The sequence below is a fragment of the Chryseobacterium phocaeense genome, from assembly GCF_900169075.1.
Taxonomy (GTDB): Bacteria; Bacteroidota; Bacteroidia; order Flavobacteriales; family Weeksellaceae; genus Chryseobacterium; species Chryseobacterium phocaeense.
Genome location: NZ_LT827015.1, coordinates 3103822 through 3119509 on the forward strand (window position 1 = coordinate 3103822; position 15688 = coordinate 3119509).

General features: G+C 38.9%; 15 protein-coding genes. 5 read left to right on the plus strand and 10 right to left on the minus strand.

The genetic code is table 11. The features are described 5' to 3' along the window. Nucleotides 1-11 precede the first annotated feature (11 nt). Nucleotides 12-749: a hypothetical protein gene (locus tag B7E04_RS20900; RefSeq protein ID WP_080780452.1), complete on the minus strand. Its 738-nt coding sequence runs from the start codon at nucleotides 747-749 to the stop codon at nucleotides 12-14. 199 nt (nucleotides 750-948) lie between these two features. Further along, nucleotides 949-1569 (minus strand): DUF5715 family protein, encoded by a 621-nt coding sequence (locus B7E04_RS20905; RefSeq protein ID WP_080780453.1) that lies wholly within the window; start codon nucleotides 1567-1569, stop codon nucleotides 949-951. Between the two features lie 218 nt (nucleotides 1570-1787). Between B7E04_RS20905 and aqpZ the strand changes: the two genes are divergently transcribed. Continuing rightward, nucleotides 1788-2504, plus strand: a complete 717-nt coding sequence (gene aqpZ / locus B7E04_RS20910) for an aquaporin Z (protein WP_080780763.1) — start codon at nucleotides 1788-1790, stop codon at nucleotides 2502-2504. A 271-nt stretch (nucleotides 2505-2775) separates the two neighbouring features. Here the strand turns inward: aqpZ and B7E04_RS20915 are convergent, their stop codons facing one another. The 4 genes from B7E04_RS20915 to B7E04_RS20930 form a co-directional block, all read right to left on the minus strand. Then, entirely contained in the window at nucleotides 2776-3321 is a 546-nt protein-coding gene (locus B7E04_RS20915) for a hypothetical protein (protein ID WP_080780454.1), read from the minus strand. 216 nt (nucleotides 3322-3537) lie between these two features. Next, nucleotides 3538-4521 (minus strand): LuxE/PaaK family acyltransferase, encoded by a 984-nt coding sequence (locus B7E04_RS20920; protein WP_080780455.1) that lies wholly within the window; start codon nucleotides 4519-4521, stop codon nucleotides 3538-3540. A gap of 184 nt (nucleotides 4522-4705) precedes the next feature. Beyond that, nucleotides 4706-5497 carry a UDP-2,3-diacylglucosamine diphosphatase gene (locus B7E04_RS20925; RefSeq protein ID WP_080780456.1) on the minus strand — a complete coding sequence of 264 codons (792 nt, stop codon included), beginning with the start codon at nucleotides 5495-5497 and terminating at the stop codon, nucleotides 4706-4708. A gap of 29 nt (nucleotides 5498-5526) precedes the next feature. Next, nucleotides 5527-5973, minus strand: a complete 447-nt coding sequence (locus B7E04_RS20930) for a 6-pyruvoyl trahydropterin synthase family protein (protein ID WP_040998146.1) — start codon at nucleotides 5971-5973, stop codon at nucleotides 5527-5529. A 63-nt stretch (nucleotides 5974-6036) separates the two neighbouring features. On the opposite strand from B7E04_RS20930, the gene B7E04_RS20935 reads away from it, so the two are divergent. Further along, nucleotides 6037-7476, plus strand: a complete 1440-nt coding sequence (locus tag B7E04_RS20935; protein WP_080780457.1) for a hypothetical protein — start codon at nucleotides 6037-6039, stop codon at nucleotides 7474-7476. 19 nt (nucleotides 7477-7495) lie between these two features. On the opposite strand, the gene B7E04_RS20940 is transcribed toward B7E04_RS20935, so the two are convergent. The 3 genes from B7E04_RS20940 to aceB form a co-directional block, all read right to left on the minus strand. Then, the gene (locus tag B7E04_RS20940) at nucleotides 7496-7885 is read right to left on the minus strand and encodes an acyl-CoA thioesterase (protein WP_080780458.1); all 390 of its coding nucleotides are present in this window, start codon (nucleotides 7883-7885) and stop codon (nucleotides 7496-7498) included. A gap of 740 nt (nucleotides 7886-8625) precedes the next feature. Continuing rightward, on the minus strand, nucleotides 8626-9906 hold the full coding sequence (aceA, locus tag B7E04_RS20945; RefSeq protein WP_080780459.1) for an isocitrate lyase: 1281 nt from the start codon (nucleotides 9904-9906) through the stop codon (nucleotides 8626-8628). A gap of 195 nt (nucleotides 9907-10101) precedes the next feature. Then, on the minus strand, nucleotides 10102-11679 hold the full coding sequence (gene aceB, locus B7E04_RS20950) for a malate synthase A (RefSeq protein ID WP_080780460.1): 1578 nt from the start codon (nucleotides 11677-11679) through the stop codon (nucleotides 10102-10104). Between the two features lie 126 nt (nucleotides 11680-11805). On the opposite strand from aceB, the gene B7E04_RS20955 reads away from it, so the two are divergent. The 3 genes from B7E04_RS20955 to B7E04_RS20965 all read left to right on the plus strand — a co-directional run bounded on the left by B7E04_RS20955 (nucleotide 11806) and on the right by B7E04_RS20965 (nucleotide 15019). Continuing rightward, entirely contained in the window at nucleotides 11806-13290 is a 1485-nt protein-coding gene (locus B7E04_RS20955; RefSeq protein WP_080780461.1) for a helix-turn-helix domain-containing protein, read from the plus strand. A gap of 97 nt (nucleotides 13291-13387) precedes the next feature. Next, nucleotides 13388-14041, plus strand: coding sequence for a ComF family protein (locus B7E04_RS20960; protein WP_080780462.1), 654 nt, complete (start codon nucleotides 13388-13390; stop codon nucleotides 14039-14041). 288 nt (nucleotides 14042-14329) lie between these two features. Next, nucleotides 14330-15019, plus strand: coding sequence for an alpha/beta fold hydrolase (locus tag B7E04_RS20965; protein ID WP_080780463.1), 690 nt, complete (start codon nucleotides 14330-14332; stop codon nucleotides 15017-15019). Here the strand turns inward: B7E04_RS20965 and upp are convergent, their stop codons facing one another. Then, on the minus strand, nucleotides 15020-15670 hold the full coding sequence (gene upp / locus B7E04_RS20970; protein ID WP_080780464.1) for a uracil phosphoribosyltransferase: 651 nt from the start codon (nucleotides 15668-15670) through the stop codon (nucleotides 15020-15022). Nucleotides 15671-15688: the final 18 nt, after the last annotated feature.

A 15688-nucleotide genomic window follows, 5' to 3' on the forward strand; every position in this document is an offset into this window, starting at 1 on the left:
ACACTACGTATTTAAGATCCAAGTTCAGGAATACGGCATACAGGCGGACATGGTTTCGCCCAGTCATAGGTATTGGAAATAACAGTTTCAGAAGTTCCTTTCTGAAGAAGCTCATGGAAAGAAATAAAGATAAGGGTCACCAGCATTCTCTGGTAAATATCATTATATCTCAGTCCGAATGAACATTTAATACCTGTTACTTCCGGATAAGGATGGGTAAGATCTTCTTTTGGAATATAAAATCTTCTGAAAATCCTTTCTCCGTGAAATTCAGTGCACTCACGGAAGAACCACTCCATTCCTTCGTTTCTCCAGCGTTCAATAGCATCTACGGCAATATCCTGATCAAGGACAGGCTGTTCCGAAACAGGAAAAGACATATTGGTATTATCATCCACTTTCGTAAGATCACTGGAAAGAACCGCGTTCTTCACAACGGTAAATTCTTTTGTTTCCTGCAGTCTGATATCATGCTTAAGAGGTACCAGAGTGGTATACTGATACTCTGTCACACCTTTGTCTACATGCCCCTGTGCATCCAGAGGAAGGAAAATAAGAACCAGCTGCCCGCCATATACACCCACCTCTGCACAAAGGTCGATATACTGGTTTTTTTCTGTGATTTTACCGATCTGATCAGAATTCAGCTCGAAAATGTAATTGGTAGGAATTAGGCTTGATACCTTTTGATAGTCTGAAACGCATCTGCCCCACTCGGCTGAGGCCAGTTTGTACTCGTTTTCGTTCATAATTTCATGGTTTGTTTAGTGGCATAAAATTATACAAACTAAACATCCTGCACAAATAATCGCATCATAAATTTATTATTTGTAAAATAAATTTAATCCAGAGCGGGAATAAAAAGTATTCAGAATAGAAAGGTGTTTTGTGACTTATTTATGAAAATGTGGTATGAACAGGAAATCTCTATTATCATCTCAAAAATAGTCAATAGTTCCTTACAGTAATATGATAGCAGCTCTGCTGTCTTTCTTTGATGTAGTAAATCCTCCCTGCATTTGCATAATATTTCAAAACCTTTTCCAGTGCAGCCTCCATTTTCGGATTATATTTCAGCACATTATTGAACCGGATATAAGAAATATCAAAGGAATTCCCGTAATTGTGCGAACTGATTCCCAGTGATGCATTGGAATTTACTTTTCTCAGTCTGCACTGGTCTTCCAGTGTTCTGGTGATGGAAGAAACGGTGAAAGTATGTCCTTTGGTCTCTTTGCTGAACCTGGCGCCCATCTTCTCAAGGGTGGTTTTGGCTTTGGAAACCATATAAGCCCTGCTGTAATCAAGTTTCTGTACCCGATAGCCCTTTGATGTTTTCTTTATTTTATGGAATTTTCCGCTGTTAATGTATTTCTGTACTGTTTTGGAATCTTTCAGCAGCTTTACCCCAAAACTTTTGGAAGCGTCCAGATGCGGTTTATACAAAGCTGTAGGCTCTACTTTGAGGACCGATGTCAGATCATAACAGGGAAGTGCTTTCTTTACTGCCTGCGAATAATAAAAGCTGTACATAAAGGGCACCAGTGCCACACAAAAAAACTTTCTCATTAACCATGCTTTAAATTACTAAACGAAAGATAAACAATTATGTTGCAGCATTTAACTTTCACACAATGTCATTCTAAAAAAAATTCTTAACAAACATTAAACCAAATTACTAAATCCTGAATTTTAACTTACTAAAAGTTAATTATTTTTTACATTTTAACTTTTTTTTATAAAATTTAAATTTTACATTTGAGATACATTTTTAAATAAACAACATGATAAAAAAACTTTTTGCTGAATTTTTCGGCACCTTTTGGCTTGTCTTCGGAGGCTGCGGAAGTGCAGTTTTTGCCGCCGGAGTTCCCGATATCGGAATTGGCCTACTTGGGGTATCCCTAGCATTTGGTCTTACGGTTCTTACGATGGCTTATGCCGTCGGGCATATTTCTGGCGGACATTTCAATCCGGCAGTATCTTTCGGACTTTTAGCCGGAGGAAGATTTCCTGCAAAAGACCTGATTCCTTACATCGTAGCACAATGTCTTGGTGCTCTTGCAGCGGCAGGATGTCTTTATGTGATTCTTAACGGCGCGGGAGTTGTAGACTTTTCAAAACCGGGAGCTTTTGCTACCAATTTCTACGGAGAAGCGGTGTACAATGGTAAAGCGTTCAGTATGGGAGCAGCATTCCTTGCCGAATTCTTACTAACAGCTTTCTTCCTGATTGTTATAATGGGGGCTACAGACAAATGGGCTAACGGAAAATTTGCCGGCATTGCGATCGGTCTGGCGCTTACCCTGATCCACCTTATCTCAATTCCCATCACAAATACTTCAGTAAACCCGGCAAGATCACTGTCACAGGCTATTTTTGCGGGCGGGCTGGCGATGTCACAGCTTTGGCTGTTCTGGGCAGCACCTATCTTAGGAGGAGTTGTGGGAGGTTTGGTTTACAAATTCCTTCTTCAGAGAGACACCGCAGAAGTTCCTGATTAATATCTTCATGATGATATCCATACAAAATCCTGTCGTCTGACAGGATTTTTTTATTTAATATGAGTTCAAGATAAAGTGGCTGGAAGTAAGAGGCTGGAAGTTAATAGCAGCCAATAATTTTAAACAGCAATCATGAAATTTGATCAATCTGGCTTTAAAAAATTAATAAAAATTGTTTAAAGTTCTGTTTCAGGCTTCAGGAACTTCCCGCTTCGATCTTCAAACTTCCTGACCCTATTGAAAAACAAAAATGTCTCACTCCGAACTCAGGCTATTTTATTTTTCTGATCTCAAAAGGATTTTTAAAGATCAGTTCTTCATGTTTTCCTTTAATTTCCAGCTTGCGCTGGAGTAAATTGAGGGCCATTTTGCGGATAAAAAGGTCCTTATCATTCAGCTTCCAGTAAGAGTCTTCATGGACTCTCGTAGGTTTCCGGATGAGATAAAATTCAGTTTCCCAGGTGTCCTCATTATGGTAGAATTCAATAATTCCGCAATGTTCCGGAATTACAGCATGATCTATCATTCCCATCGGAAGAAGAAAGCTGAAAGCATTACAGACATAATCGCCACAGGAAATTTTATCATGCTTCAGGAATTTTTCACCGGTATCTTTATTAAGGTATGATTTTTTAAAATCATTTTTAAAGTCACTTTTTGAAAGTTTGATTTCTATTTCATGACTGAATCCCTCAGCATCAATGAAGAGCATATCCGCCTCCCAGTCTGCCTGGAAATAATTCGTCAGTACAATTTCTTTTTCAAAATCGCAGTGGGAATGGATGTAGGCATGTACAAGTTCTTCTATTTTGAGCATTGATTAGGGTTTAGGGTTTAGGGTTTAGGGTTTAGGGTTTAGGGTTTAGGGTTTAGGGTTTAGGGTTTAGGGTTTAGGGAAAGTTAAAATTTAATTATCTGACCGCTGAAAGTTTTTTAAGAAATATTAAACAAAATCAAGCGATCTGAATCTCACCAACGCTCATACGCTCCAACACTGATACTCTCAGACTCTCTCACTCTCCCACGCTCAAACTTAGCTCACTAACAGACTGCATCCCCGGATATCGGAATGGTCTATTCTTCCCAATACCTGGAAACGATCACCGGAAAGTGTTTTTCCCAGATCCTGTGTGGCAATAAAAGAACAGGAATGGATATTGGCAAGGTCAATAATATTAATTGCTCCTGTTCTTCCTTCTTTTTCGTAGGAGAAAGGATCTTCCGCATTGCGGACTAAAATTTTCATCCACTCCGGGCATTGATATTCATTGTTCCCGAGAGAATAGGCCTGTGAAAGCAGTTCCGTCATTGAATATTCTGAATAGATCTTCTCTGTTTTAAAACCATCCTGTAAAATTTTCAGAAGTTCATCTTTGGTCATTTCTTCTTTTCTTCCTTTCATTCCACCCGTTTCAATAACGGTAAGATGTTCAGATCCTGATATCGAAAGTCCCGATGCTGCTGCGGTATCCAGAAAATCCAGCAACGCAAAAGACACTCCGAAAAGAATCACTTTTTTATCTTTGAGCCTGGTTAAAAGTTCAAGTAACTCAGAATGGTTGTAGAGAAAATATCCGTTTTCCGGCTTTGCAGATTTTTTCATCAGATAATCCACCATATAAATCAGTGAGGAATTCTGCTTTTCGAGATAGCTCGGAAGAAGTCCCAGAAAGATAAAGTCTTCAGGTTTTCCTATAAATTTTTCAAAACTTCTGTAAATACTTTCTTCATATAAAGCCGGATCTGCAATAAAATGTTTTGAAAGATTCATCTGAGTAGTCCCTGAGCTCTGAAAAAACAGGTCAGCCGTAGTGTTTTCATCCAGGATCTGATGATTTTTAAACATTTCTATCGGCAGAAAAGGAATTTTTGTCAGACTATCAACTTTCTCTGCATCAATTTTCAGAAAATCCACAAACTTCCTGTAGATCTCAATGTTTTCATATTGATACCTGAAAGTGGTTATCGCTGCAGTCAGGAAATCCTGCTCTGTCCGTATACTGAATATATTTTTCAATTTTTTTTGAGATTTTTTTTAATTCACTACATACTCATAATGAATCAATTACGAAATAAAAACATATTTCTTTATTATTTTTTTTCCGATGAATTATATTTTGGTAAACTTATTGCAATTACCTATTCGGAATATGGATTAAAAACAAGAGTGGGCTTCGGTTCATTCGGAGATTACCTCTCTCTCAGGGGTAATTTTTTTGTGTCCCGTCCTTAAAAGTTTTCAATTCAAAATCCTTTTCAAAAACCCCATACGTAAAATAAGAAATCCAGTCTCCCAGGTTGATGTATTTTGCATTAGGTTCCAATTCCAGCACCATCGGAAGATGACGGTGTCCATAAATGAAATAATCAATTTTCTGGGTTTTCAGTTTTTCTTTCGAGTAAATAACCAGGAATTCCTTATCCTCACCTAAAAAGGCTTTATCTTCTTCCCCGGAGATCATTTTATTTTTCTGGGAAAGATAGAGGGCAAACTTCATGGCAATATCCGGGTGCAGCCATTTGAAAAACCATTGGGCAACAGGATTAGTGAACAGCTTTTTCATTCTTTTGTACCCTTTGTCGCCAGGCCCCAGCCCATCTCCGTGAGCCAGCAGAAACTGTTTTCCTCCCATTTCAAAATACTGCTTCTGATAAAAAACAGTACACCCGATCTCCTCTTCCAGGTAGTCTTTCATCCATAGATCATGGTTTCCTACAAAAAAATAAATGTGAATTCCCCTGTCTTTCAGCTCGGCTATTTTTCCAAGAACTCTTACGTAGCCTTTGGGAATAACGTGCTTCCATTCATGCCAGAAGTCAAAAAGATCACCCATTAAAAACAAAACCTGCGCATCTTCCTTGATCTCATCCATCCAGCGGATAAATTTCTCTTCACGCATTTTACTCTCCTTCGGATTAGGAGCTCCAAAATGCTGATCTGAAGCGAAGTAGACTTTTTTTCCAGGCTCTAAATTAATAATTGTTTTTAACACCGGTCTGAGCTTTTATAGGTAAATATCTGTTATTTATTATCTTCTGCGAACCACTCTCCGTAAGAGTTTTCCGTTTCGTGAAGTTTAAGGTAGGCAAGAGAAACCTCAGCCGGAAGTTTTGATTTTATTTTGGCAGCAATAGCGTACAGCATATTTTCGCAGGTCGGCTGGAAGCTGCAATAGATCACTTTATGTCCTTTGTTTTCAAGGTCTTCTCCAAGTTCTTTATGCGGAGATAAGGCATTCACAAGAACGGCATGATCCCAAACATCTACAATCTCAGATTTTACGATACTTTTAATATCCCCAAAATCTACAACCATCCCGTTTTTGGGATTCTCCAGATCATTAACAGGTCTTCCTTTCACGGTTACAAACAGTTTATAGGAATGCCCGTGCATATTTTTACATTTCCCATCATAATTGTACAACACATGGGCTGTCTCGAATGTGAAAATTTTTGTAATACGTATCATAATGCAAAGATAAGGCTTAAGTTTGAATTAATTATTTTAGCTTTGATTTTAAAATAACAAAAAATGGATAGTGATCAATTAGATCCGGAGTTCAAAAAAGCCCACAATTTTATAAGAACTTATCTTGGAAAAGACCAATTGTATTCTGATGAAGAAATTCAGGAGCAGGAAAATCCAGCAGGCCGGTTTGAGTATAAATTCATTCCTGATATGGATTTCCGTGAGTATCTTGAAAGTGTCTGTCTGGAAAAACATAAAAGCAGTGATTTCCAGGCGGCTTATCCGGTAACCGTTATAGATGACCGGCATATTCTCCATTTAAAAAACAGGGAACATCCTTTTGCCCTGCTTGGGGAATATGTGCATTCGCTTCATCAGGTAACTTTTAATATCAATATCGTTTCCCAGCCCTTCGATCATTATTTTGATAAAAACTATTTCCACCTGACCGGAGTATTTGACCTAAAAAACCAAAGCATTCTGATTCTTCCCTATTTTTATGAAATCAGATATTATAAGGATTTCAATGTGTTTTGTTGCTCCATGTTTCCGGATAATGAAGAAGATTCACAAAACCACATAAAAAAATTGTTCTATTTTGATAGCAAAGGACGTTTTATAAAGGAGGAAAAAGGATATATTCCCAACCGCATTCCAAAGATTGCATATAATGAGAAAGAACATATTTTTACTGAAATTAATTTAGAATTTGTAGAGGAAATCCATTCCCATACGATGTACACCATTGAGAAAGAAGGTGGGTTTGGTTTGGTTAACCATCGGAATGAATTTTTAATTGACGGTTTTTATCAGAAAATATTTGTTAGTGACATGCTGAACGCAGCTATCACTCATAATGACAATGAAATAGCTCTTCATTTGTTTGCTGATAAAACTAAGGTTAAAATTGCAGAAGGTCAGCTGGTTGATAAGAAAAAATCATGGATCCGGTTTTTTGATGTTTATAAAAAATGGGGAATTTTAAATGATTATGGGATTGAAACAGGACCTTTCTATAATTATCTGGACTGGACTTACGATACATCGAGATTAAAAGCGTTTCAGGGAGATTTCTCATGGACTTACTCTGATGAATTCAATGAAAATATCAGCCCGAAGATTACCTGCGAAGATGAAGATATGTATACCAGTGCCGGGAAAAAACTGGAAAAAGGTAAATTTGGAATGATTAATCTGCAATCTGAAATAATCATCCCTTTTGAATATGAATGGATTGAAGAACTGAATCCTCATTCATATCTCGCCAATAAAAACGGAGACGTTTATCAATTTGACCTGTATTACGAATACAGCCAATGGAAAAGGCCTGAAGAATATCTTGATGAATACGCAGTAACCGGTGGAGAATGGTACCTGCTGGATCTGCAGGGAAATATCATCCGGAGCGTAGATCTGAAAGAAATACAGGAATTATATGAGTCTGTGTATGAAGACCCGGAAATTTTTAGAGAAAACAGAGGGGTTTCGGCTTACAAATTCTGAATAGACCTGTAAAGCCGTATTATTCGCTCAGCTTATCCAGCCAGTTTTCAGGCAGCCGCTTTATTTTCCCGGTAGTTTTATCAAAAAGCACCCATAAGGTATGTGAATCCACCACCAGCTGCCCGTGGCAATAAAATTCTACTTTTCTGGGCTGTCTGATTCCTTCCGGGGCTTTTGGGTAAGTTTTTACTGTAATGATATCATCAAGATAGACCTGCTTTTTGTATTGAATATGGTGATCCACAAGCATCCATACATCATCGGGGTATTCTGTTTTTTCCTTTACATGATCCCAGTGCTCTGCTGCCATTTCTTCTACCCAATGTACATACTGCACATTATTCACATGATTATTCTGATCTATATGCTCTTCGGTGACCGTTATATTTTTCTCATAAACTAAATTCATTCCGTCTGTTTTCTTTTACAATCAAATATATAAACTTTTGATTGCGATTAATATGATAAACTAACGGAAGCAACATTAAATTTCAATGATTTCTATCAGGGTTTCATTTAAAAAAGATGAAGCAGGGCCTGCCCAAAGACACTTACTTCATCATCATCATTTGTGTTTTTAGAATCTGTTACTCGATCTTAAGCCATCACTCTATTTTCGCAGCAGAAAGTTTATGATTTCATTTTTACTTTATTATTACTTCACTTTAAAATATTCCAATCTGCCTGAGTAGAGTGATCATCAAAAGATAAGAGCTGTTGGCGGGCACCAATTTATACAGCCGACCTTTGCTGTTTCTAAAAAATAATATTACATTTTCTTGTATAGATTAATAATCATAATCAATTATTACATTTCTAAATAATTCTTTCAATTCTCTTTTCCAAAACTAGTACAATTCAAAAGAAAAATAAAACAACAACAATCCTGGTTAACAAAACAAACACACAAACTACTCATTATCAATAATAAAACAAAAAAGCAGTTAACATCTTTTTTCCAAAAAGATAACAGAAAGAGACAAAAAAACACCTATCAACCCGACAAGAAAGATGAAAAAAATCAATCATAAGTACATCAGTTATTAAAAAATAACATTTAAAGAATAATTTAGTAAGCGTTTCACCCAAAAAACCTTCCCAAAATAGGGAAGGCTTACATCAAAAATTTTAATTAAATATAGAAAATGATTAATGAAACTGTGCTGTTTCTGTAGAGTCTTTCATCGCTACCGTTGCGGAAGAACCGTTGGTTACCACATTCTGAACCTCATCAAAGTAGCCGGTTCCTACAAACGACTGGTGCTTTACCGCTCTGAATCCTTTCTGCTGAAGGGCAAACTCACGCTCCTGCAGTTCGGAATATCCTGCCATCCCTCTTTCTTTATAAGCCAGAGCCAGTTCAAACATAGCCGTATTCAGCGCATGGAAACCTGCCAGAGTAATAAACTGGAATTTATATCCCATTTTCGCCAGCTCTTCCCGGAAATCTGCCATTTCCTCCACACTCAGTTTTGCAGCCCAGTTAAACGATGGTGAGCAGTTATAAGCCAGCATCTTCCCTGGAAATTGGGCATGAATTCCTTCTGCAAATTTTCGTGCCTGTTCAAGATCCGGATTAGAAGTTTCCATCCAGATCAGGTCTGCATAAGGGGCATAGGAAAGCCCCCGGTCTATTCCCTGCTCTACTCCGTTCTTCACCACATAGAAGCCTTCAGAAGTTCTTTCTCCCGTCACGAATCTTTTATCCCTGTCATCAATATCTGAAGTCAGAAGATCTGCCGCATCCGCATCGGTTCTTGCTATAATAATGGAGGGAACACCCAAGACATCCGAGGCCAGACGTGCCGCCACGAGTTTGTTAATCGCTTCCTGAGTAGGTACCAAAACTTTTCCACCAAGATGTCCGCATTTTTTTGCTGAAGAAAGCTGGTCTTCAAAGTGAACCCCTGCAGCACCCGCCTCAATCATCTGTTTCATCAGCTCAAAAGCATTCAGGTTTCCTCCGAATCCTGCTTCAGCATCTGCAATGATCGGAACCAGATATTCTTTATTTCCATTACCGCTTACTGATTGGATCTGATCCGCTCTCAGTAAGGCATTATTGATTTTTTTCACCACAGAAGGCACTGAATTAGCCGGATACAGCGACTGGTCAGGATACATTTCTCCCGACAGATTTGCATCAGCAGCCACCTGCCATCCGGAAAGATAAATGGCTTCGAGACCGGCATCGACTTCCTGAACCGCCTGGTTACCTGTGAGTGCGCCAAGCCCGGCAACAAAATCCTGATTATTCAGCTTGTCCCAGAATTTTTTGGACATTTCCGTCGCAATGGTATAGTCTATTTTGTACGAACCGCGAAGCTTCAATACTTCTTCCGCAGTATAGGTTCTTTTTACGCCGGTCCATCGTGGATTGTTCAGCCAGTCGTTTTCCAGAGCCTGGATTTGTTCTTGTCTTGTTTTCATAATATTTTAGGGATTAGGGTTAAGGGGTTAGGGTGAGAGGGTTTCTGAGTTGGAGAGTGAAAGGGTTGGAGACTAAAAGAGGATCGGTGATGAGTGATGAGTGATGAGTTATACGTTATGAGTTCTTTTTAGTGTTGCCAATTTTTATTTGTACTTAAGACTGTTACGCTAAAACCCTCCCACACTCCCATTCTCCTACTCAATAAACGGGTATGCTTTCAATGTCAGGAATTCTTCAAATTTTTCAGAGAATACCAGTTCGTTGAAAAGTTCTTTTGCGAGGTTGAATTTTCCGTTTTTAAAACGCTGTTCACCTACGTAACGTTCAATATGGTCCATTTCTTCAGCTTCCCATTGGAGAATCATTTCCCGGGTTAATGTTTTTTCAGTATCCAGTTCAGCTTCGTTTTTCAGCCATTGCCACAGCTGTGTTCTTGATATTTCTGCTGTAGCGGCATCCTCCATGAGATTGTAAATGGCAGCTGCACCGGTTCCCATCAGCCAGCTTTCCAGGTACAGAATTCCGACATTAATATTTTTTCTTACGCCTTTCTCGGTAATCTGTCCCAGTGGAACTTCCAGCAGATCTGCTTCTTTAATATGGTATTCAAATTTTTTATCGATCTGATTCTGTCCAGGCATATACTGATTGAACACTTCTTTTGCAACAGGAACCAAAGCAGGGTGTGCTACCCACGTTCCATCATGACCGTTTTTCACTTCCCGTTCTTTGTCGTTTCTTACTTTTTCAAAAGCAGTATCATTCGCTTCCTCATCATTTTTCACAGGAATCTGTGCTGCCATTCCTCCGATGGCGTGAACATTTCTTTTATGACAGATTTCGATCACTCTTTTGGAATATGCACTCATAAACGGCGAAGCCATGGTGACCTGATCTCTGTCCGGAACCATAAAACCGGGAAGGTTTCTGAATTTTTTAATAAATGAAAAAATATAATCCCAGCGGCCGCAATTCAGGCCTGCACTGTGTTCTTTCAATTCAAATAAAATTTCATCAATCTGGAATGCGGCGGTAATGGTTTCTATCAAAACCGTAGCTTTAATAGTTCCCACAGAAATTCCAAGGTAGTTTTGGGAAAAAATAAAAACATCATTCCACCATCGGGCTTCTTTATAATGCTCCAGTTTTGGAAGATAAAAGTAAGGTCCGCTACCATTTTTCAGCAGCTGTTCCGCATTCTTGAAAAAATAAATTCCAAAATCAGTAAGTGAACCGGATGCTTCCTGCCCATTGATCTCCATATGCTTTTCAGACAGATGTAATCCTCTTGGGCGTACCAGGAGAACAGCCGTTTTTTCATCAAGCTGATAAGATTTCCCGTTGTCTGCCGTGAAATCTATCATACGTCTTACAGCATCAGCCAGATTAATCTGTCCCTGAATACAGTTATCCCAGGTCGGCGAGTTGCTGTCTTCAAAATCAGCCATAAAGGTAGATGCGCCGGAATTCAATGCATTAATGATCATTTTCCGGTCTACAGGACCGGTGATCTCTACCCTTCTATCCAGCAAGTCATCCGGGAGAGAAGCGCATACCCAGTTTCCTTTTCTTATCTCTTCAGTTTCCGAAAGAAATCCGGGAAGATTTCCTTTATCAAAATTCTCCTGGGTATTTTTTCTTTCCTCTAAAAGTTCCAGCCTTTTTGAATTGAAGTTCTGGTGAAGCGCCACCAGAAAATCCGCCAGTTCCGGTGTAAAAACCTCGTCATATTGCTTATCAGCTCTTATTTTTAATTGGGTTTGAGTTTCCATAACCTGTTGATTTTGTGATTTGATGTTACAAACATAAATAAAAATTTTCACACACAGCGAACGTTCGCTATTTTATTTTCAAAATTTATTATGCTCATAATCGCAATCAATTATTTATATTTGGGTATGAATTCAGAAAGTGATTTTATCAAAACAGTTTTCGGACTTAAGCTGAAACAGCTGAGACAAAAGAAAAACTGGTCTCTGCAGGATCTTGCTGTGAAGACCGGACTGTCTAAATCTTACCTTAACGAAATTGAAAACGGGAAAAAATATCCCAAGCATGACAAGATCATTCAGCTTTCGGAATCACTGAGCTGTACTTTTGATGAACTGGTTTCTACAAAACTGGATAAGAGTTTAGCTCCATTCAATGAAATCCTGCAATCGGATTTTTTTAAAGAAATTCCGCTCGATCTTTTTGGAATCAGCAAAAACAACCTGATCAGCATCATCAGCGATGCTCCGAAAAAAGTAACAGCTTTCATCAATGCCCTGATTGAGATTTCCCAGAACTATAATTTAGGAAAGGAACGTTTCTATTTTGCAGTTCTCCGGTCTTTTCAGGAACTTTACGACAATTATTTTCCTGAAATTGAGGAAAAAGCAACAGAATTTATCAAAGAAAACGGACTGGAGATCAATAAAGATCTGCGGGCTTCTGTTTTAGAACATCTTCTTACTGAAAAGTTTAATTACAATATACGTTCTGAGAATTTTGAACAGTTCGGAGCTCTGGACAACCTGCGTTCCCTTTTTATCCCGGAGCAGAAACTTCTTCTTTTGAACGAAAAACTTGAAAAAAATCAGAAAACATTTATCCTGGCGAAAGAAATAGGCTTTAATGTCCTGGAATTGAAAATCCGTCCGAATACCTATTCATGGCTGGATTTTGGAAGCTTTGAAGAAATTCTGAATAATTTCTATGCCTCTTATTTCGCCGGAGCCTTGCTGATCTCAAAGGAGCGAACGCTTGAAAAAACAACAGATTTTTTCCTTCAGCACAGCTGGGAGCCCAAAGGTTTTGAAGAGCTCATTAAAAGCTTTACGGACTCACCGGAAACTTTTTATTACCGGCTTACCAACCTTCTTTCGTCGGAATCAGGAATTAAAGATTTGTTTTATTTATGCCTGGTCAAGAAAAAAGATTCGGATAAGATCCATATCCTGAAGGAACTTCACCTGAATCACCAGCAGGCGCCCCATGCCAATGCGATGAATGAACATTACTGCCGGAGATGGATCGCCGTAAAAAATCTTCACCATCTAAAGGAAAGCGAAACGATTACTGATGCCCAGATCTCCCATTACAAAGATCAGGGAGTAAGCTATCTTGTTATTTCAACGTCACAGAAAAACCCTTTCTCTGACGGAAGCAACAGAAGCTACTGCCTTGGAATCTTACTGACTCCGCAAACCATCAAAAAAATAGGATTTATTAAATCTCCAACCCTGCAAACCATCAATGTAGGCGTCACCTGTGAATCCTGCAGTATTTCTGATTGTGAAGTACGCCAGGCACCACCGGTCCGGCTGGAAAAGGAATATTTTAACCTGAGTATGAAAAACGCAATTGAGAAGATCAGGAAGAATGTAATAAGTGATAAATGATAGTTGATAGTTGATAGTTGATAGTGTAAAATTAAACCTCTAACCTCCAACTTCTAACTTCTAGCTTCTAACTTCTAATTTAAAAAAACACACACAAATGATACTTGATTTATTTTTCCCAAACCGTTGCATCCATTGCAGCCGGATCATAGACGCCAATCTTCTGGTCTGTGGTCTCTGTTTTGAACATATTCATTTTACCCATTTTGATTATCATGGTGAAAATACCATCAGAGAAAGATGCAAACTTTTTTTCCCGGTCGAAAACGCTTTTGCTCTGATGAAATTCGATGAAGACGGCTTAAGCAGAACCATTATTCATGAACTGAAATACAAAAGCAGGGAAAACGCAGGAAAAACTCTGGCCCAGTGGACTTCGGAACGACTGGATTTCAAAAATGAAAAGCCGGATCTTCTGGTCTCCGTTCCTTTACACCCAAAGAAACTAAGGCAAAGAGGGTATAACCAGCTGCATCTGTTCACAGAAGTTTTATCAAATTTTTACAAAATTCCGTTTGATCATGAATTGGTTCAAAGAAACAGATACTCCAAAGCACAGGCATTAAAAGACAAGAAACACCGCCTGGAAACCACAAATCCTTTTTCTCTTTCAAAACCCATCACAGGAAAACATATTCTTCTCATAGACGATGTTTTTACAACCGGAAACACGGTATCTTCTATTGCCTGGGAAATTTTAAAGGCGGGAGACAATAGGGTAAGTGTTTTGGTAATGGCTGTTGATGTGTAGGGGTTTGAGAGGCGGAGAGTTTGAGAGTGAGAGGGTTTGCGAGTGAAAATCCGGGGTTAGATGACTGGGTTGCTAAGAAGGCAAAGGAAGCTGATGAGGCTAAAAGGCAAATAGGCAAATAGGTGAAACTGCAAATTAACTTTAAGACGTTTCTTTACCTATTCTACAACTCACGATAGCTCCTCTGCACTCAAACACTCCGACTCTAAAACTCTCAATCCTCACACTCTAAAACATCCTCTTTCCGTTTCCATTTCTTTTTCCTAATTTTCCGCCAAACTATTCATCATGAAAAATCTGCTTTTGCTGCACGGCGCATTGGGTCACAGTGATATTTTTAAACCTTATGAGGCTGAACTTTCAAGGTATTTCAAAATCCACAGGTTTTTATTTTCCGAACATGGAGAAGTGGAATTGCCGGAAAATGGCATCAGCATTGAAAAATATACGGAGGAAATAAGAAATTATTTAGATCAGGAAAACTTAAAAGATGTGTATATTTTCGGGCACAGTATGGGAGGCTATGCAGCACTTTGCTGCGCCTTACAGGATCCGGAAAGTATTAATTCCATCATCACTTTAGGTACCAAATTCAACTGGACGGAGGAACAAGCTTTAAAAGAAAGCAAAATGCTGGATCCGGAAATTATAATCTCAAAAATCCCCAGATATGCCGAGCAACTGGAAAGCCAGCATGGTTCAAAATGGAAACAACTATTGCTTGCCATTGCGGACCTGATGATTTCGCTTGGAAAAAATCCACCTTTGAATGAAGCCAGTTTTCAAAACATTGATATTCCGGTACAGATTATGACCGGAGATCAGGATCATATGGTGAGTATAGAAGAAAGTGTAAGTGCTTACCGGCATATTCCTGATGCAAAATTGGCCATACTTCCCGATACAAAGCATCCTATAGAGAAAGTACGGCCTGATTTATTATTAAACCTGATGAAAGATTTCTGGAACCTTTCTTAGTTATCTCTGAAGTTTTTCGCCGTAGCTTAAATCTCCGGCATCACCAAGTCCCGGTGTGATGTATCCTTTTGAAGTCAGTCCTTCGTCAATGGCTCCTACCCATATTTTCGCATCAGGATATGCTTTTTCAATGGTTTCAACGCCTTGTCTGGATGCTATGGCAGCAACAATATGCAGCTGGGTTGGAGTTCCGTTGGTCAGAAGATCCTTGATGGCTTCTATCAGGGAGGCTCCTGTTGCCAACATTGGGTCAGCCACAATCAATGGTCTTCCTTCAATATTGGGACAGGTAAGATAATCCTGTTTGATGGAGAAATAATCATTGGCATCGTGTTTTCTGTATGCCGCAACAAAGCCGCAGTCTGCCCTGTCAAGATAATTCAGAATTCCTTCAAACAATGGCACTCCCGCTCTTAAAATGGTAGTGATCACCGGCTGAACCGCAATTTCCTGAACCTTAATTTTATCTAAAGGCGTCTGGATTTCCACTTCTTTATACTCCAGTCCTTTACTGATCTCAAAAGCGGCAATTTCTCCGATACGCTCCATATTTCTACGGAATCTCATTCTGTCATGCTGGATATCCACATTCCTCAATTCATTGATCCAGGAGTTTATTAAAGAAAACTGTTTTGAAAGTTCTGTTACCATAGTAAATGTGCTAGTTGA